Source organism: Janthinobacterium glycogeni (genome assembly GCF_051380725.1).
GTDB lineage: Bacteria > Pseudomonadota > Gammaproteobacteria > Burkholderiales > Burkholderiaceae_D > Janthinobacterium.
On record NZ_JBNYXP010000001.1, the window covers coordinates 999,056 to 1,017,866 of the forward strand.

16 protein-coding genes are annotated in these 18,811 nt (G+C 60.4%); 15 read left to right on the forward strand and 1 reads right to left on the reverse strand.

The window, feature by feature from the left end; translation table 11 throughout:
• Positions 1–226 precede the first annotated feature (226 nt).
• The 14 genes from ACQ4W4_RS04600 (at position 227) to ACQ4W4_RS04665 (ending at position 17,367) form a co-directional block, all read left to right on the forward strand.
• Positions 227–2,149 (forward strand): PrkA family serine protein kinase, encoded by a 1,923-nt coding sequence (locus ACQ4W4_RS04600; protein WP_436540950.1) that lies wholly within the window; start codon positions 227–229, stop codon positions 2,147–2,149.
• A gap of 72 nt (positions 2,150–2,221) precedes the next feature.
• Entirely contained in the window at positions 2,222–3,490 is a 1,269-nt protein-coding gene (locus ACQ4W4_RS04605) for a YeaH/YhbH family protein (RefSeq protein WP_436540951.1), read from the forward strand.
• Positions 3,490–5,091 carry a SpoVR family protein gene (locus ACQ4W4_RS04610; protein ID WP_436540952.1) on the forward strand — a complete coding sequence of 534 codons (1,602 nt, stop codon included), beginning with the start codon at positions 3,490–3,492 and terminating at the stop codon, positions 5,089–5,091. Before ACQ4W4_RS04605 ends, ACQ4W4_RS04610 begins: the two co-directional genes overlap by 1 nt.
• Positions 5,092–5,629: 538 nt before the next feature.
• Complete coding sequence (locus ACQ4W4_RS04615) at positions 5,630–6,286, forward strand: energy transducer TonB (protein ID WP_436540953.1); 657 nt, start codon at positions 5,630–5,632, stop codon at positions 6,284–6,286.
• An 86-nt stretch (positions 6,287–6,372) separates the two neighbouring features.
• Entirely contained in the window at positions 6,373–7,305 is a 933-nt protein-coding gene (locus ACQ4W4_RS04620) for a MotA/TolQ/ExbB proton channel family protein (protein ID WP_166448878.1), read from the forward strand.
• A gap of 5 nt (positions 7,306–7,310) precedes the next feature.
• A complete protein-coding gene (locus ACQ4W4_RS04625; protein ID WP_034754165.1) occupies positions 7,311–7,739 on the forward strand; it encodes an ExbD/TolR family protein in 429 nt (142 codons plus the stop codon).
• Between the two features lie 105 nt (positions 7,740–7,844).
• Entirely contained in the window at positions 7,845–8,276 is a 432-nt protein-coding gene (locus ACQ4W4_RS04630; RefSeq protein WP_176741207.1) for an ExbD/TolR family protein, read from the forward strand.
• A 78-nt stretch (positions 8,277–8,354) separates the two neighbouring features.
• Positions 8,355–9,566, forward strand: a complete 1,212-nt coding sequence (locus ACQ4W4_RS04635) for a tetratricopeptide repeat protein (RefSeq protein ID WP_436540954.1) — start codon at positions 8,355–8,357, stop codon at positions 9,564–9,566.
• Positions 9,567–9,753: 187 nt separating this feature from the next.
• Complete coding sequence (locus ACQ4W4_RS04640) at positions 9,754–10,725, forward strand: bifunctional riboflavin kinase/FAD synthetase (protein WP_436540955.1); 972 nt, start codon at positions 9,754–9,756, stop codon at positions 10,723–10,725.
• Between the two features lie 67 nt (positions 10,726–10,792).
• Complete coding sequence (ileS, locus tag ACQ4W4_RS04645) at positions 10,793–13,693, forward strand: isoleucine--tRNA ligase (protein ID WP_436540956.1); 2,901 nt, start codon at positions 10,793–10,795, stop codon at positions 13,691–13,693.
• A gap of 80 nt (positions 13,694–13,773) precedes the next feature.
• On the forward strand, positions 13,774–14,283 hold the full coding sequence (lspA, locus tag ACQ4W4_RS04650) for a signal peptidase II (protein WP_070224538.1): 510 nt from the start codon (positions 13,774–13,776) through the stop codon (positions 14,281–14,283).
• Between the two features lie 17 nt (positions 14,284–14,300).
• Complete coding sequence (gene coaBC, locus ACQ4W4_RS04655; protein WP_436540957.1) at positions 14,301–15,521, forward strand: bifunctional phosphopantothenoylcysteine decarboxylase/phosphopantothenate--cysteine ligase CoaBC; 1,221 nt, start codon at positions 14,301–14,303, stop codon at positions 15,519–15,521.
• 155 nt (positions 15,522–15,676) lie between these two features.
• Positions 15,677–16,126, forward strand: a complete 450-nt coding sequence (dut, locus tag ACQ4W4_RS04660) for a dUTP diphosphatase (RefSeq protein WP_436540958.1) — start codon at positions 15,677–15,679, stop codon at positions 16,124–16,126.
• Positions 16,127–16,263: 137 nt separating this feature from the next.
• On the forward strand, positions 16,264–17,367 hold the full coding sequence (locus ACQ4W4_RS04665) for a M48 family metalloprotease (protein WP_436540959.1): 1,104 nt from the start codon (positions 16,264–16,266) through the stop codon (positions 17,365–17,367).
• Between the two features lie 159 nt (positions 17,368–17,526).
• Here ACQ4W4_RS04665 and ACQ4W4_RS04670 read toward each other — a convergent pair whose 3' ends face one another.
• Complete coding sequence (locus ACQ4W4_RS04670) at positions 17,527–17,667, reverse strand: hypothetical protein (protein WP_162835767.1); 141 nt, start codon at positions 17,665–17,667, stop codon at positions 17,527–17,529.
• A gap of 100 nt (positions 17,668–17,767) precedes the next feature.
• On the opposite strand from ACQ4W4_RS04670, the gene ACQ4W4_RS04675 reads away from it, so the two are divergent.
• On the forward strand, positions 17,768–18,775 hold the full coding sequence (locus tag ACQ4W4_RS04675; RefSeq protein ID WP_436541121.1) for an XdhC family protein: 1,008 nt from the start codon (positions 17,768–17,770) through the stop codon (positions 18,773–18,775).
• Positions 18,776–18,811 lie beyond the last annotated feature (36 nt).

Consider the following 18,811-nt stretch of genomic DNA (forward strand, 5'->3'; position numbering starts at 1 on the left):
TAAGCGCTATCAACAGTGAAAAATAAGCCGGCTGGCCACGTCAGCACACGGCATCAAGCGCCAGTTTTTTGGTCCGGGCAATCCGGACTCGCAAAGACAGCCGGGCTTGAAACAACAATAAAAATCGGTACGAGGTACAGGAAAAGTTCAGACGGCAAGCCCAGGCGAGTGCCAGGCGGGCGGCCATGGTGACTGGCAGTTCAGGTTTACATTAAAGGACATTGACATGACCATTTTTGATAACTATGCAGCACGCTACGAGCGCACCCGCGAAGAGGAAATGTCGCTCACCGAATACCTGGCCCTGTGCAAGAAGGACAAGCTGACGTATGCCAGCGCGCCCGAACGCATGCTGGCCGCCATCGGCGAACCGCAACTGGTCGACACGCGCAACGACACGCGCTTGTCGCGCATCTTCGCCAACAAGGTGATCAAGATCTATCCCGCCTTCCGCGAGTTCTACGGCACCGAGGAAGTCATCGAGCAAGTCGTCTCGTATTTCCGCCACGCGGCGCAAGGCCTGGAAGAACGCAAGCAGATCCTGTACTTGCTGGGGCCTGTGGGCGGCGGCAAGTCGTCCATCGCGGAAAAACTCAAGTCGCTGATGGAACACGTGCCCTTCTATTGCCTGAAAGGCTCGCCCGTCAACGAATCGCCGCTGGGCCTGTTCAACGAACAAGAGGACGGCACCATCCTGGAAGAGGATTACGGCATCCCGCGCCGCTACCTGCGCAACATCCCCAGCCCGTGGGCCGTCAAGCGCCTGCATGAATACAATGGCGATATCAACCAGTTCCGCGTCGTCAAGCGCTATCCATCCGTGCTGAAACAGATCGCCATCTCGAAGACGGAGCCGGGCGACGAGAACAACCAGGATATTTCCTCGCTGGTGGGCAAGGTCGATATCCGCAAGCTGGAAGACTATGCGCAGGACGACCCGGACGCCTACAGCTATTCGGGCGGCCTGTGCCTGGCCAACCAGGGCTTGATGGAATTCGTGGAAATGTTCAAGGCCCCGATCAAGGTCCTGCATCCGCTGCTGACGGCCACGCAGGAAGGCAACTACAAGGGCACGGAAGGCTTCGGCGCGATACCGTTCGACGGCATCATCCTGGCCCACTCGAACGAGTCGGAGTGGAAGACGTTTAAAAACAACCGCAACAACGAGGCCTTTCTTGACCGTATCTATATCGTCAAAGTGCCGTACTGCCTGCGCGTGTCCGATGAAATCAAGATCTACGACAAGCTGGTGGCCAATTCCTCGCTGGTGAAGGCCCCGTGCGCGCCCGGCACCCTGCGCATGATGGCGCAGTTCGCCATCCTGTCGCGCCTGAAAGACCCGGAAAACTCGAGCATTTTCTCGAAGATGCTCGTCTACGATGGCGAAAACCTCAAGGATACGGACCCGAAAGCCAAGTCCATGCACGAATACGTCGATTACGCGGGCGTGGACGAGGGCATGAACGGCTTGTCCACGCGCTTTGCCTTCAAGATCCTGTCGAAAGTGTTCAACTTTGACAATTCCGAAGTGGCCGCCAATCCCGTGCACTTATTATATGTACTGGAACAGCAGGTCGAGCGCGAGCAGTTCGCGCCGGAACTCGAGCAGCGCTACTTTTCCTATATTAAAGAGCACCTGGCGCAGCGCTACGTGGAATTCATCGGCAAGGAGATCCAGACGGCATACCTGGAAAGCTATTCGGAATACGGGCAGAATATTTTCGACCGTTATGTGACGTTCGCCGATTTCTGGATACAGGACCAGGAATACCGCGATCCGGACACGGGCGAAAGCTTTGACCGCGAATCGCTGAACAATGAGCTGGAAAAGATCGAGAAGCCGGCGGGTATTTCCAATCCGAAGGATTTCCGCAATGAAATCGTCAACTTCGGGCTGCGCGCGCGGGCCTCGAACGGCGGCAAGAATCCCGCCTGGACCAGTTATGAAAAGTTCCGCACGGTGATTGAAAAGAAAATGTTTTCGAATACGGAGGAATTGCTGCCCGTGATTTCCTTCAATGCCAAGGCCAGCGCCGACGATGCCAACAAGCACGCCGACTTCGTGGCACGCATGGTGGAAAAAGGCTATACGGCCAAGCAGGTACGCCTGTTATGCGAATGGTACTTGCGGGTACGCAAGTCGTCATAGCGCGGACAGCGGAGGCGCGCTCCGGCCTGACGAGCGGCGGGGCGCGCAAGACGAGAAGCAAGGAGGCACCCTTTGACATACCTTATCGACAGGCGCTTGCAAAGCAAGAATAAATCCGCCGTCAACCGCGAGCGTTTCCTGCGGCGTTACAAGGGCCAGATCAAGGATGCCGTGGGGCGCGCCATCAAGGGGCGCTCGATCACGGACGTCGAGAATGGCGAGAAGGTCAGCATCCCCGTCAAGGACGTGGGCGAACCGTCGTTTGGCCACGCGCATGGCGGCGTATGGGAAGTGGTCAATCCCGGCAACAAGGAATACCTGAAAGGCGACCAGATCGCCCGGCCGAAAGGCGGCGGTGGCGGCGGGCGGGGCAAGGCGGGCAATAGCGACGAGACGACGGAAGACGACTTCATCTTCGAATTGTCGCGCGAAGAATTCATGAATTATTTCTTCGAGGACCTGGAATTGCCGCACATGGTGAAAACCCAGCTGACGGCCACCACGGAATTCAAGAACCAGCGCGCCGGCTACAATATGTCGGGCACGCCCTCGAACATCCACGTGCTGCGCTCCCTGCGCGGCGCGCTGGGCCGGCGCATCGCCGTCGGCGGCGGCGCCCGCAAGCAGCTGGCGCAGGCCGAGGAAGACCTGGCGGCCCTGCTGCACGAAGGCGCGCCCGACAGCGACCCGCTGGTCACGGAACTGCGCCGTCTGATCCACCACCTGCACACGCGCCTGCTGGCGATTCCCTTCATCGACCCGTTTGACTTGCGCTACAGCAACCGCATCAAGGTGCCCAAGCCGATGACGCAAGCCGTCATGTTCTGCATCATGGACGTGTCCGGCTCCATGGACGAATCGCGCAAGGACACGGCCAAGCGCTTCTTCATCCTGTTATATCTGTTCCTCAAGCGCGTCTACGACAAGATCGAGGTGGTCTTCATCCGCCACCATACGGCGGCCGCCGAGGTGGACGAGCATGAATTCTTCAATTCGCGCGAGTCCGGCGGCACCGTCGTGTCGTCCGCGCTGCACTTGCTCAACACCATCATCGACGAACGCTATGGCGCCGGCCAATGGAACAGCTATGTGGCGCAGGCGTCCGACGGCGACAACTGGGACAACGATTCCGTGCTGTGCCGCCAGTTGCTGATCAACACCATCATGCCCAAGGTGCAGTACTACACCTATGTCGAGATCACCGACGGCCCGCAGCAAAACCTGTGGGAGCAATATGCGGGCGTGCTCGACCACCACGCCCATTTCGCCATGCAAAAGATCGTCACGCCGGCCGATATCTACCCGGTCTTCCGCGAACTGTTCAAGAAACAGGTGAAATAATGAGTGCAGCCTTTGACCGCGCCAGCAATACTCCGGGCGAACCGTTCGTGCGCCTGCGCCACCCGAACGCCCTGCCCGAGCAGTCGGAATGGACGTTCGAGCTGATCGAGCAAATCCACGAGGAAATCCGCCGCGTAGCGAAACAGTTTGGCCTCGACACCTATCCGAACCAGCTGGAAATCATTACGGCCGAACAGATGATGGATGCCTACACCTCGGTCGGCATGCCCGTCTCCTACAACCATTGGTCGTTCGGCAAGCATTTTTTATCGACCGAGAAAAGCTACAAGCGGGGCCAGATGGGCCTGGCCTACGAGATCGTCATCAACTCGAATCCGTGCATCGCCTATTTAATGGAGGAAAACAGCCTGACCATGCAGTCGCTGGTGATCGCGCATGCGGCCTACGGCCATAACTCCTTCTTTAAAGGCAATTACCTGTTCCGCGCCTGGACGGACGCGGACGCCATCATCGACTATATGGTGTTTGCCAAGAATTACATCGCCGAATGCGAGCAGCGCCATGGCGTCGATGCCGTGGAATTGCTGCTCGACTCGTGCCACGCCATCCAGAACTATGGCGTGGACCGCTACAAGCGCCCGGCGAAACTGTCGATGGCGAAGGAATATGCGCGCCAGAAAGAGCGCGAAGCCTATGTACAGTCGCAGATCAACCAGCTGTGGCGCACCCTGCCCCGGCGCGACGAGGACGAAGACGAGGACGACCAGCGCAAGGCCGCGCCCCGCTTTCCGCCCGAACCCGAGGAAAACCTGCTGTACTTTATAGAGAAGTACGCGCCGCTGCTGGAACCGTGGCAGCGCGAGATGGTACGCATCGTGCGCAAGATTTCCCAATATTTCTATCCGCAGCGGCAAACCCAGGTCATGAACGAAGGCTGGGCCACCTTCTGGCACTACACGATATTGAACCAGCTCTACGATGAAGGCGTGGTGGGCGACGGCTTCATGATGGAATTTTTGAAAAGCCATACCAACGTGGTCTACCAGCCGCCCATCGACAGCCCGTATTACAGCGGCATCAACCCGTATGCGCTGGGTTTTGCCATGATGAGCGACATCCGCCGCATCTGCGAGCACCCGACAGACGAAGACCGCGCCTGGTTCCCCGACATGGCCGGCAGCGACTGGCGCAAGAGCCTGGACTTTGCCATGCGCAATTTCAAGGATGAAAGCTTCATCGCCCAGTATTTGTCGCCGCGGCTGATCCGCGAATTCCATTTCTTTGCCGTGCTCGACGACGACAAGAATGAAAAGCTGGCCATTTCCGCCATCCACGACGATGCCGGCTACCGCTACGTGCGCCAGCAGCTGGCCGAACAGTACAACCTGGGCAACCGCGAGCCCAACATCCAGGTCTGGTCCGTCAATACGCGCGACGACCGCGCATTGACCTTGCGCCACACGCAGTTCCAGCGCCGCCCGCTGAACCAGCAGGCGGCCGAGGTGCTCAAGCACGTGGCGCGGCTGTGGGGCTTCGATGTCCACCTCGATACGGTCGACCCGCAGGGCGTCGTCCTGGGTACTCTGAATTGCCGCCGGGAAAAACGCAACCGGCGCGACGACGCTGTCGTCCGGCCATGAAATGATTTATTGATAATAATCAATGGCAAGAATATAAGCGTTTCCTATGCCTACATAGGAATTCCGTATGGCCTGGCGGCGTCAAACGGCCGCCAGCACCGCCTTTTTTGACCTGGATAAAGTCCCTTCCGCACCCGTTTGGTGCGCGCGCGCCGCTAAGTGGTCTGGTTCCGAGCCAAAACATTTCCAAAAGGAAAGATTTTTCTCCAAATTTAGCGGTTTCCATATTGAATATCACGAAATATAATTCCGCCAGATGGGCACATCGGAGAACTTAGCAGTGGTCGCCCAAAACCGCTGTAAAAAACCGATAAGACCGCCTTTTTTTATGTCCGAAAGCGTGCAAAGATGACATAAGCAAGTACGTTTTCAGGGCGCAAAAGCGCCAAAAATTTAACCGGTTTTAGGCGTTAAAAATCTGTGTAAAATAAAGAATTCGTATGTATAATTCGGCGACGTCCCGGATACGGCTGGAGCTTTGTGTCGTCATTTTGGGGTTCAGTTGCAAGACAAGAGATGGTATTTGGAGAAAGCAGGCATGAATTTTTCGAACGAGAAAAGTCCCAAGAACTACACAGGCATCACTATCGTTGTCCTGCTGCACGTTCTCGCGGCTTACGGGATCGTGACGGGCTTGGGCAAGCGGTTGGTCACCAAAATGATGGAACCGGTTGAAACCAAGATTATCGAGGAAGTCAAACCGCCTCCACCGAAGGATCTTCCACCGCCACCACCGCCGCCAGAAATGAAAGCGCCACCGCCGCCATTCATTCCGCCAGTCGAGGTGAACGTGCAGCAGCCGCCACCACAGCAGAACGTGATTGCAAATACGACTGCCGTGAAGCCAGCCACGAATGTATTGGCGCCGCCAGCACCGCCTGCACAGCCTGCGCCAGCTCCTGGACCAGCCAAATCGGTGCGTACGCCGGCCGTGGTTGACTTCAGTGTCTGCGAAAAGCCGGCTTATCCAAAGTCGTCGCAGCGCAATGAGGAAACCGGTGTGGTGACACTGTCCTTCCTGATCGGTGTAGACGGCAAGGTCGCTGATTCGAAGATCGTGAAGTCCAGCGGCTTCAGAGACCTGGACAAAGCCGCAGTGCAAGGTATTAGCCGCTGTACATTTAAGCCGGCAACAGTTGACGGCAAGCCGGAACAAGGCTGGCAGCAAATGCAATACGTTTGGTCGCTGGATTAAAACCCGAGGCAGTTATCCCCTGTCTCACACTATGATTTCGTTGTCATTACGTTCAGCGATCTGTTATTTTTAATTTTGGAGGAAGCATGTTTAAGAATACCCGTTTGTCCGCATTTTTTGCCGCGGTTCTGTTGTCCGTTACCGCTACTACCGCCCTGGTAGCAGCTCCGGCATTCGCTGACGCGCCAGCATCGGCTGCCGCTTCGGCTCCAGCGGCAGACGCTGCAGCAGCACCAGCACCAGCTGCTGACGCAGCCGCTCCAGCAGCAGACGCAGCAGCTCCAGCCGCTGACGCAGCAGCTCCAGCCAAAACCGAAGAAGTCCACAACCCGTTCGGCCTGCAAGCAGTGTGGGACGGCGGCTTCGTGCCACGCGCCACCCTGATCATCCTGGCCATCATGTCGATCGGCAGCTGGTACATCATCATCACCAAGCTGATGGATCAAATGAAGATCTTCAAGCAAGCCAAAGAAACCGCTGCCAAATTCTGGAAAGCCCCTTCGATCGCTGCTGGTTCGGCAACGCTGACCGAAGGCTCGCCATTCCGCTTCATCGCTGAATCGGGCACCAAGGCAACGGCTCACCATGACGGCGCCCTGCTGGAACAAATCGACCTGTCGACCTGGGTGACGATGTCGATCCAGCGCGCTTCGGACAAAGTCCAGTCGCGTCTGCAAGATGGCCTGTCGTTCCTGGCAACCGTTGGTTCGACCGCACCGTTTATCGGTCTGTTCGGTACCGTTTGGGGTATTTATGGCGCGCTGACCAACATCGGCATGACCGGTAACGCATCGATCGACAAAGTGGCAGGTCCAGTTGGTGAAGCACTGATCATGACCGCTTTCGGTCTGCTGGTCGCCGTTCCTGCCGTTCTGGGTTACAACTGGCTGGTGCGTCGTAACAAAACCGCAATGGAAGACGTACGCTCGTTCAGCGCCGACGTTCACTCGGTACTGATCTCCGGCGCCATGTCGACCAGCGAAGCTGGCCGTGCTGCCGGCGCTAAAAAGATCGGATAAGAATCATGTCGATGTCCGTCGGCTCCGACAGCGGAGATGAAGATCAAGTAATGTCAGAAATCAACACGACGCCGCTCGTCGACATCATGTTGGTTTTGCTGATCATTTTCTTGATCACCAGTCCGGTTGTCCTCAAATTGCAGAAAATCGATCTGCCGATCGAGGCCAACCAAGCCCTTCAAAGCAAGCCAGAAAACGTCAACATCGTTGTCAACAAGGATGGCGAGATTTATCTGGGCCAGAAGAAACTGAAAGATACGAGCGAGCTGTTCGATTATCTGAAAGTTGAAGCAGTGAAAGTACCGCAGCCGGAAGTACACGTTCGTGGCGACCAAGAAACACGCTACGAATCGATCGGCCGGGTTATTTACACGACCCAACGTGCCGGGATCCAGAAGGTCGGCTTCATCACCGAACCACCTGACAAGGGCTGATAGCGACTGGCGGCGGCGTCCCGGCAACAAGGGGACGCCACTGCCGGAAGCTGACCGGGCGGCAGTTTCGCCCGGTGCTTCGTTGGACTTCTTAAAGGAAACACTATGAGTATGAATGTCGGTTCGGGAAGCGCTCCAGGCGCGGATCCGGAACCAATGATGGAACTGAACATGACGCCCCTCATCGACGTGATGCTGGTGCTGATTATCATGTTGATCATCACGATTCCTAAGCAAAACCACTCGGTGAACTTGAACATGCCGGTCGGCACCCCGCCGCCACCGACAACCGAACCAGTGGTCGTCACGATCGATGTCGATTTTGACGGTACGATCTTGTGGGACAATCAGGTCGTTCCTGACCGCGCTTCGCTGGAAGCCAAGCTGAGCAACGTTGCTGCGCAAGCAGACCAGCCGGAAGTGCATCTGCGTCCGAACAAGCTGGTGGAATACAAAGTCGTCGCCGGTGTGATGGCGTCGGCGCAGCGTCTGGGCGTGACCAAAATCGGTCTGGTCGGCAACGAGCAATTCCAGTAAGCTGCAGCAATCAGGTTCTCTTTACATCCGAATAGGCAGGACTTCCTGCCTATTCGCTTTTTACTGAAAGACTTTCTTATGTCCAAGTTTCGTCTCGCTCATCTCGGCCTCGTCATGGCCGCTATCGGTTTTACCGCAGCAACTCCCGTAATCGGCCTGGGCTCGCTGGCATACGCCGCGGACACCGTGCGTGCCGAAGTGGGCAAGCCACTGCAAGAAGCGCAAAAACTCGCTAGCAGCGGCAAAAACAAGGAAGCGCTGGCCAAGCTGCGCGAAGCTGACAGCGTCGGCGGCAAGACCGCCTTTGAAAGCTACCAGATCGAGCGCGTGCGCGCCTCGGCCGCTGCCGCCGCCGGCGACAACGGCACCGCCATCAAGGCGTTTGAAGCCGTCATCAATTCCGGCCGCCTGAGCGCCGCCGAAGCCCCCAAATTCACGCAAGCGCTGGCCGGCATGTACTACCGCGCCAAGGACTGGCCGAACACCATCACCTGGATCAAACGTTCGCTGAAAGACCGCGAAGATCCACAGATGCGCGAACTGCTGATCCAGACCTACTACGTCAGTGGCAACTACGCCGAAGCGGCGAAAGAACTGCAATCGCGCGGCGGCAACTCGGAAGCGAGCCTGCAAATGCTGGCCAACATCCAGTTGAAACAGAACGACAAGGCGGGCTATGTGTCCACCCTGGAAAAACTGGCATCGAGCTATCCGAAAACCAGCTACTGGGCCGACCTGCTGAACCGCGTTTCCGGCAAACCTGGCTTCTCTCAGCGCCTGGGCCTGGACGTCCAGCGCCTGCGCCTGGCCAACGGCCTGTTCACCAAGCCGTCCGAATACATGGAAATCAGCCAGCTGGCCTTGCAAGCAGGCAATCCTGGCGAAGCGCTGAGCATCATCGAGCAGGGCTACAAAAAAGGCGTGCTGGGCACCGGCGCCGATGCCGCCCGTCACCAGCGTCTGAAAGACCTTGCCCTGAAAACCCAGGCTGACCTGAAAGCCAACGCCGCCAAATCGGAAGCGGAATACGTCAAGAACAAGGACGCCGACAGCTTGAGCAAGCTGGGCTTCGCCCTGGTCTATGACGGCCAGGCAGAAAAAGGCCTGGGCCTGATGAATGACGCCGTGAAGATGGGCACCGCCAAGTATCCGGAAGAAGCCAAGCTGCATCTGGGCATCGCCTACATCCACGCCGGCAAGAAAGCCAATGCAACGACGGCACTCAAAGCGGTCAAGGGCACGGATGGCGCAGCAGACCTGGCCCGCTACTGGGCATTGATGAACAAATAAGACGACATCCGCAGGATATCGTCGGGCAGCTAGTCGAGTGCCACCAAAAAGCGTTGCCAGCACACCCGCCGGCAACGCTTTTTATCATTTCAGCAGGGAAATTGCCCCTGCGGCCGCCCTGCCGGGTGTGCATCCCTGAAACAGTCCGTATAATCCCCCTTTTGGCACAGTTTTTCATCAGATTCCTATGAAGGTATTCCGCGGACTTCCCAATGCCCAGGCACGAGCGCCTTGCGCTCTGACCATCGGCAATTTTGACGGTGTCCACATCGGCCATCAGGCCTTGCTGGCGCGCGTGCGCGAAGCTGCCACTGAACTCGGCATCGAAGCGGCCGTGATGACGTTCGAACCGCACCCGCGCGAATTCTTCGCCCAGCGCGCGGGCGACCTGTCGAAAGCCCCGCAGCGCATCGCCAACCTGCGCGACAAGCTGCAGTCGCTGGACGACGCCGGCATCGACCGCGTCGTCGTCGAGCACTTCAGCGCCCAGTTCGCCGCCTTGACGCCGCAGGAATTCACGGAAAAAGTCCTCGTCGACGGCTTGCACGTGAAATGGCTGATGGTCGGCGACGACTTTTGTTATGGCGCCCGGCGCGCCGGCGACGTCGCCATGCTGCAGGAAGCGGGCCGTCAATATGGTTTCCACGTAGAAACCTTACCGACGGTGATGAATGGCAGCACGCGCATCTCCTCGTCCGCCGTGCGCCTGGCCCTGGCCGCCGGCGATTTCCCGCTGGCCACGCAGTTGCTGGGCCATCCGTACGCCATATCCGGCCATGTGATCCACGGCCAGAAACTGGGCCGCACCCTCGGTTTCCCCACCCTGAACCTGCGCGTGGCGCACCGCCCCGCCCTGTCCGGCGTCTTCATCGTGCAAGTGCACGGCCTGGGGCCGCAGCCGCTGCCCGCTGTGGCCAGCCTGGGCGTGCGCCCCACCGTCGACGACAGCGGCCGCGTCTTGCTGGAAGTGCATCTGTTTGATTTCGCCCAGTCCTGCTACGGCAAGCTGGTACGCGTGGAGTTTTTGGAAAAGCTGCGCGACGAAGAAAAGTACGACGACTTGCCCACCCTGACGGCCGCCATCGAGCACGACTCGAACCAGGCGCGCGCCTACTTCGAGCAGCGCAGCGGCGCCATTACCGCTACCGACCGAATTTGACGCCGGCCAACTCCGTCGCCTGGCGGCACCTGCCGCCGCAAACCATTCAATATCATTAAAGAAGATTATGTCCGATCAAAACAAGCCAGCCACGCCCAAGCAGAACAAGAAGCCTGAAAGCAAATACCCGGTCAACATGACGGAAACCCCGTTCCCGATGCGCGGCGACATGGCCAAGCGCGAGCCGCAATGGGTGCAGCAATGGCAAGACAAGAAAATCTACGAGCGCGTGCGCAAGGCTGCCGCCGGCCGTCCGAAATTCATCCTGCATGACGGCCCGCCGTATGCGAATGGCGACATCCACCTGGGCCACGCCGTCAACAAGATCCTGAAGGACATGGTCGTCAAGTCGCGCTCGCTGGCCGGCTTCGACGCGCCGTATGTGCCGGGCTGGGATTGCCACGGCATGCCGATCGAGATCCAGATCGAAAAACTGCACGGCAAGAACCTGCCCACGGCCGAAGTGCTGGAAAAGGCGCGCGCCTACGCCAACGTGCAGGTCGAGCGCCAGAAGAAGGACTTCATCCGCCTGGGCGTGCTGGGCGAGTGGGACAACCCTTACCTGACGATGGCGCACGGCAATGAAGCGGACGAATTGCGCGCGCTGGGCAAACTGCTGGAAAAAGGCTATGTCTACCGCGGCCTGAAGCCCGTCAACTGGTGCTTCGACTGCCAGTCGGCCCTGGCCGAGGCGGAAGTGGAATACGCGGAAAAACGCGATCCCGCCATCGACGTCGGCTTCAAGTTCGCCGAGCCGGAAAAACTGGCGGCCGCCTTCGGCCTGCCTTCCCTGCCGACCGATAACGGTTTCATCGTCATCTGGACCACCACGCCGTGGACCATCCCGTCGAACCAGGCGCTGAACGTGCACCCGGAAGTGAAATATGCGCTGGTGAAGACCGAGCGCGATGGCCAGCCGCTGCTGCTGATCCTGGCGCAAGACCTGGTGGTGGCCAGCCTGGCGCGCTTCAAGCTCGAAGGCACGACGATTGCCACCTGCGACGGCGCGGCCCTGGCCGGCATCAGCTTCCGCCATCCGCTGCATGCCAGCGATGCGTTCTACGACCGTCTGTCGCCCTTGTACCTGGCCGAATACGTGACCACGGAAAGCGGCACGGGCGTGGTGCACTCGGCGCCGGCCTACGGCCTGGACGACTTTATCTCGTGCAAGGCGCACGGCATGAAGGACGACGACATCATCAAACCCGTCATGGGCGACGGCAAGTTCGCCTCGACCCTGCCCCTGTTCGGCGGCATGACCATCTGGGAAGCATCGAAGCCGATCTGCAACGCCTTGCGCGAAGCGGGCGCGCTGTTCGAAGTCAAGATGTTCGACCACAGCTACATGCACTGCTGGCGCCACAAGACGCCGATCATCTACCGCGCCACCTCGCAGTGGTTCGCCGGCATGGACGTGACGCCGAAAGACGGCGGCGCGACCCTGCGCGAAACCGCGTTGAAAGGCATCGCCGACACCGAGTTCTTCCCGGACTGGGGCCAGGCGCGCCTGCACGGCATGATCGCCAACCGTCCCGACTGGACCCTGTCGCGCCAGCGCCAGTGGGGCGTGCCGATGGCCTTCATCGTGCACAAGGAAACGGGCGACCTGCATCCGCGCACGCCGGAACTGCTGGAGCAGGTGGCCAAGCTGATCGAAAAAGGCGGCATCGAGGCATGGCAGGCGCTGGACCTGAAAGACCTGATCGGCGACGAAGCGGCCATCTACGCCAAGAACAAGGATACCCTGGACGTGTGGTTCGATTCCGGCGCCACGCACCAGACGGTGCTGGGCGGCCCGCAAGCGCACGGTTCGCACTCGACGCAGCTGCAATTCCCGGCCGATCTGTACCTGGAAGGTTCGGATCAGCATCGCGGCTGGTTCCACTCCTCGCTGCTCGTCTCGTCGATGCTGAACGGCCGTCCGCCATATAAAGCCCTGCTGACGCACGGCTTCACGGTCGATGGCGAAGGCAAGAAGATGTCGAAATCGCTGGGGAACACCCTGGCGCCGCAAAAGATCTCGGACACCCTGGGCGCGGACATCCTGCGCCTGTGGATCGCCTCGACCGACTACACGGGCGAGCTGTCGATCTCCGACGAGATCCTCAAACGCGTGACGGAATCGTACCGCCGCATCCGCAACACCCTGCGCTTCCTGCTGGCGAACACCTCGGACTTCAATCCGGCCACGGACGCCGTGCCGGTCGCCGAGATGTTTGAAATCGACCGCTATGCGCTGGCCAACATGGCCTCGCTGCAGCAGCAGATCGAGAACAACTACGCGCGCTACGAGTTCCACCCGGTGGTGTCGAAGCTGCAGACCTACTGCTCGGAAGACCTGGGCGGCTTCTACCTGGACATCCTGAAGGACCGTTTGTACACCTCCGGCTTGACGTCGCACGCGCGTCGTTCGGCGCAGACGGCACTGTGGCACATCACGCAAAGCCTGCTGCGCCTGATGGCCCCGGCCCTGTCGTTCACGGCCGAGGAAGCGTGGGCCGTCTTCGCCGGCGCGGAAGCGTATGCCGCCAGCGATGAAACCATCTTCACGCAAACCTGGTGGCAGCTGCCGCAAGTGGCGGACGCCGCCGACCTGCTGGAGAAGTACACGGCCCTGCGCGCCGTGCGCACGGACGTGACGAAACAGCTGGAAGACTTGCGCACCTCGGGCGCCATCGGCTCCTCGCTGCAGGCGGAACTGACGATCAAGGCCGCGCCGATGAAGTACAAGCTGTTGACGACCCTGGGCGACGACCTGAAGTTCGTTTTCATCACCTCGCAGGCAACGGTGGCCGAAGTGGCCGACGAAGCGGCCGAGGAAGTGGTCGTGGCCGCGTCGACGGCGCCGAAGTGCGAGCGCTGCTGGCACTACCGTGCGGACGTGGGTACGGACGCCGCGCATGCTACCCTGTGCGGCCGCTGCGTCAGCAATCTGTTTGGTGCGGGCGAGAAACGCCGCTTCGCATAAAAACGGTGCGGGACAGGTTCCCGCACCGCTTCCAACCGCCGCCTGCTGCCAGGCGGCGGCTTTATCTTCCCTGGAAAAATATGGCCACTAAAAACCGTTTTTCATCGAAATCGTCCTCCTCAGCGTCGCTCGTGCCCTGGCTGGGCATCGCCGCCATCGTCATCCTGTTCGACCAGATCACCAAGATCACGATCCTGAAGACCTTCCGCTACGCGCAAGAGATGGTCATCACCTCGTATTTCAACCTGGTGCTCGCGTATAACAAGGGCGCCGCGTTCAGCTTCCTGTCCGACCAGGGCGGCTGGCAGCGCTATTTCTTCACCGGCATCGCCCTGGCGGCCGCCATCTACATCATTTATCTGCTGAAAAAGCACGCCGGCCAGCGCATGTTCTGCTGGGCACTGGCGCTGATCCTCGGCGGCGCGCTGGGCAACGCCATCGACCGCCTGGTGTACGGCCACGTGGTCGATTTCCTCGACTTCCACTGGAAAAGCTGGGGCCATTTTCCCGCTTTCAATATCGCCGACAGCGCCATCTGCATCGGCGCGGCCCTGTTCATCATCGATGAACTGCGCCGTGTAAACAAATAAACACGCGGGAGAACGGCATGGAATTGTCCGGCAAAAAAATCGTCCTGGGACTTTCGGGCGGCGTCGCCTGCTACAAGGCGGCGGAACTGTGCCGCGCGCTGACAAAGGCCGGCGCCTCGGTGCAGGTGGTGATGACGGATGCGGCCAGCCACTTCATCACGGCCGTGACCATGCAGGCGCTGTCCGGCCACCCCGTGCACACGAGCCAGTGGGATGCGCGCATCGCCAACAACATGGCGCATATCGATTTGACGCGCCATGCGGACGCCATCCTGATCGCGCCGTGCTCGGCCGATTTTCTGCGCAAGCTCGCCCATGGCGTCTGCGACGACCTGTTGTCGACCCTGTGCCTGGCCCGCCCCTCCCACCTGCCCCTGCTGGTGGCGCCGGCCATGAACGTGGAAATGTGGCAGAACCCCGCCACGCAGCGCAATGTGCAGCAGCTGCGCGATGACGGTATCACCCTGTTCGGCCCGGCCGCCGGCGAACAGGCGTGCGGCGAAGTTGGCCTGGGCCGCATGCTGGAGCCGGAACAGCTCTTGACGGAGCTGATCGCCGCTTTCCAGCCTAAAGTCCTGGCGGGCAAGCGCGTGCTGGTCACGGCCGGCCCCACGTTTGAAGCCATCGATCCCGTGCGCGGCATCACCAATCTGTCCTCGGGCAAGATGGGCTATGCGGTGGCGCGCGCGGCGCGCGAAGCGGGCGCCGAGGTGCTGCTCATTTCCGGTCCCACGGCCCTGGACGCGCCATTCGGCGTGCGCCGCATCGATGTGCAAAGCGCGCAGCAGATGCATGATGCAGTGCTGGCCCACGTCGACGGCCAGCATGTCTTCGTCGCCGTGGCCGCCGTGGCCGACTGGCGCGTGGCCAACGCCAGCGACCAGAAGATGAAAAAGCAGGCCGATGGTTCCGTGCCCGAATTGCAGTTCGTGCAAAATCCCGACATCCTGGCCACCGTGGCGGTGCGCACCAACCTGGCCGGCTATCCGTACTGTGTCGGCTTTGCCGCCGAATCGGAAAACCTCGTGGAATTCGGCTCGGTCAAGCGCGAGAAAAAAGGCATTCCCCTCCTGGTCGGCAATATCGGCCAGAACACGTTTGGCCAGGACGACAACACCATCATCCTGTTCGACGAGGAAGGCCATACCGTGCTGCCGCGCGCCTCGAAACTGAACCTGGCACGCCAGCTGATTTCGGAAATCTCGAAGCGCCTGGCCAAAAATTCGCTGCTCAAATAAGAATGCCTAAAAACCTACTGCGCGTCGTGATTTGCGGCCTGTGATGCTCACTGTACCTTCGTACAGTTGCGCTTCTCGGCCACAACTCACTGCCGCTCGCTACGGTTTATTAGGCATTCCAGAAACCTTTTTATCAGTCTTAATGTAAAGCTTTAATGAAAAATATCGACATCAAGATCCTCGACGCCCGCATGCAAGACCTGCTGCCGGCCTACGCCACCCCGGGCAGCGCCGGCCTGGACCTGCGCGCCTGCATCGAGGAGCCGATCACCATCGAAGCCGGCCAGACCGTGCTCATTCCCACCGGCCTGGCCATCCACATCGGCGACCCGTCGTATGCGGCCATGATCCTGCCGCGCAGCGGCATGGGCCACAAAAACGGCATCGTCCTGGGGAATCTGGTAGGCTTGATCGACTCCGATTACCAGGGCCAGCTGATGGTATCGACCTGGAACCGGGGCCAGAGCGCTTTCACGCTCAATCCCATGGAACGCCTGGCGCAACTGATTATCGTGCCGGTGCTGCAAGTGGGCTTTAACGTCGTCGAGGAATTCGGCGACAGTGAACGCGGTGTTGGCGGTTTCGGCAGCACCGGCAAACATTAACAGCGACTGACAAACCGTAGCGAGCGGATGTGAGTTGTGGCTGAGAAGCGGAGCTGTGCGAATGCACAGTGAGCATCGGAGGCCGCGACCCGCGCCGCGCAGTAGGTTTTGTCAGGAGTTACAAGAAGGATTGTCTTATGCCAGGTTTCCGCCATCTGATCCCAGCCCCAACTTCGCTGCGCCATCTGGCCTCGCCACTGCTGGTGGCTTGCGTTGCCCTTCTCTCGGCCTGCACCACGCCAACGACGCAGGTCAGCGGCCCGTTCAACGTCGTGCCGGCGCCCGATGCGCCCGCGCCGACGGCGCAGCAAAGGGCGGCGCAGGAAGAACTGGTGAAGATGGTGGCGCTGCAGGACCGCCTGTCGAAAGTCTCGGCGCCCCTGCTGATCAACAATGCGGACCTGTGCAAGACGTATGCGCGCAACCTGCTGGGCTTCACGGCGCAGAACAAGTATTCCTACCCTGGCATCTATGCCGATGCGGCCCAGGCGGCCCTCGGCTATGGCGAACAGATGCAGGTGTCGAGCGTCTTGCCGGGCAGCGGCGCCGCGCGCGCCGGCTTGCGCAAGGGCGACGGCTTGCTGGCCGCTGAAGGCAAGCCGCTGCCGGCCGGCCCGAAAGCGGAAGGCCCGTTCGGCGCCATCGTCGGCCCGCTGGCCTCGAAAAGCGCGAGCCTGAACATGACCATCGCCCGCGACGGCCAGCAGCAAGACCTGAAAATTCCCGTCACGCGCGCCTGCGCCTTCCGCGTCGCCCTGGGCAATGCGGACAATATCAACGCCTATTCGGACGGTTCGCGCATCATGCTCACGCGCGGCATGATCAATGCGGCGCAAAACGATGAAGGCATCGCCTTCGTGATCGCCCGCGAAATGGCGCACAACATCCTCGACCACGCGCGCAGCCAGCGCACGGCAGGCACGGCAGGCAGCATCATCGACAGCCTGGGCGCCGTGCAGCCCGACGTGTCGATGCTGACGGGCGCCGCCGGCATCAAGGCCATGCCACAGGAACTCGACGTGCAAGCCGACACCCTGGCCATCTACCTGCTGGCACGCGCCGGCTACAATGTCGATAACGCGGCCCGCTTCTGGCAGCGCCTGGCCACGCAAGTGCCGGCCACGGTCGCCAACGGCTACACGGCCCTGCACCCGGGTACCAACTCGCGCATAGCGGCCGTCAACCGCGCCGTCACCGACGTGCGCGCCAAGCAGGCGGCGAAGAAGCCGATCAAGCCTTAGAACGCCTACCATAACCTACTGCGCGTCGCGCTTTGCGGTCTGCGATGCTCACTGCCTCGGCGGCCCCGTGCCAAGCACAGTTGCGCTTCTCGGCCACAAATCGCTGCCGCTCGCTACGGTTCTGTCAGACGTTCTTCATCCTGATCAAACAGGATTTGCTCAGGCCCCCGGGAAGTTGGGGAAGTAGGTGCCCATGATCCAGGTCAGGGCGCCGCAGAACACCACGGCTAAAAACAGAACAATGAGCAGCTTGCCGAACTTGGGAATACCCTCTTCTTGCGTCTTGACTTCATTTGACATGAAAATTCTCCGCAGGGTGGTGGAACAGGTAGTATATCCACAATCTTGAATACTTTTCCATACTTTGCCGCGAACATGCGGCATGTCACTCGCGCGCGCCATGGACAGCATCGACCTTGAAGTTCTGAAAACCAGCGCCGCCTGGCTCGCCGCCGGTCGCCGCTGCGAACTCGTCACCGTCATCAAGACCTGGGGTTCCAGCCCCCGTCCCGTAGGCGCCACCCTGGCCATCTGCGACGACGGCACGGTGGTCGGCTCCGTCTCCGGCGGCTGCATCGAGGATGACTTGATCGACACCGTGCGCGTGCACGGCATCGTGCGCACCTTGCCGGAAATCGTCAGCTACGGCATCAGCGCCGACGAAGCGCACCGCTTCGGCCTGCCCTGCGGCGGCACCATCGAACTGGCCATCGAACCGCTGCATGCGGGCAGCCGCGTGGACGAACTGCTGGCGCGCCTGGAAGCGCATGAACTGGTCGAGCGCAGGCTCGACCTGCGCAGCGGCGCCGTCACCCTGCAGCGCGCCACGCCGGGCGCCGTGCTGGCCCTGGAAGACGCGGTACTCACCACGCAGCACGGCCCGCGCTGGCGCCTGCTGATCATCGGTGCCAGCCAGCTGTCGCGCTTCGTGGCGCAGATCGCCATGGCCATGGATTACCACGTCATCGTCTGCGACCCGCGCGAGGAATACCGCGGCGGCTGGAACGTGGCCGGCGTGCCCCTGCTGCACGCCATGCCGGACGACCTCGTGCTGGAATTAAAGCTCGACAGCCGCAGCGCCGTCGTCGCCCTCACGCACGACCCCAAGCTCGATGACCTGGCCCTGATGGAAGCATTGAAATCCCCTGCGTTCTACGTGGGCGCCATCGGCTCGCGCGCGAATAACGCCAAGCGGCGCGAGCGGCTGCTGCAGTTCGACGTCAGCGCGGAACAGCTTGCGCGCCTGCACGGCCCCATCGGGCTGTACATCGGCAGCAAGACGCCGGCCGAAATCGCCATTTCCATCCTGGCCGAACTGACGGCCGTGAAAAATGGCGTGCCCGACGCGTTGCAGATCCAGCACGCGGCGGCCCTGAGCCCGCCCGGCACCGACCTCTGCGCCCGCTAAGGCACAAAGCAAGAAACGCGGTGCGCCCGCATCGTT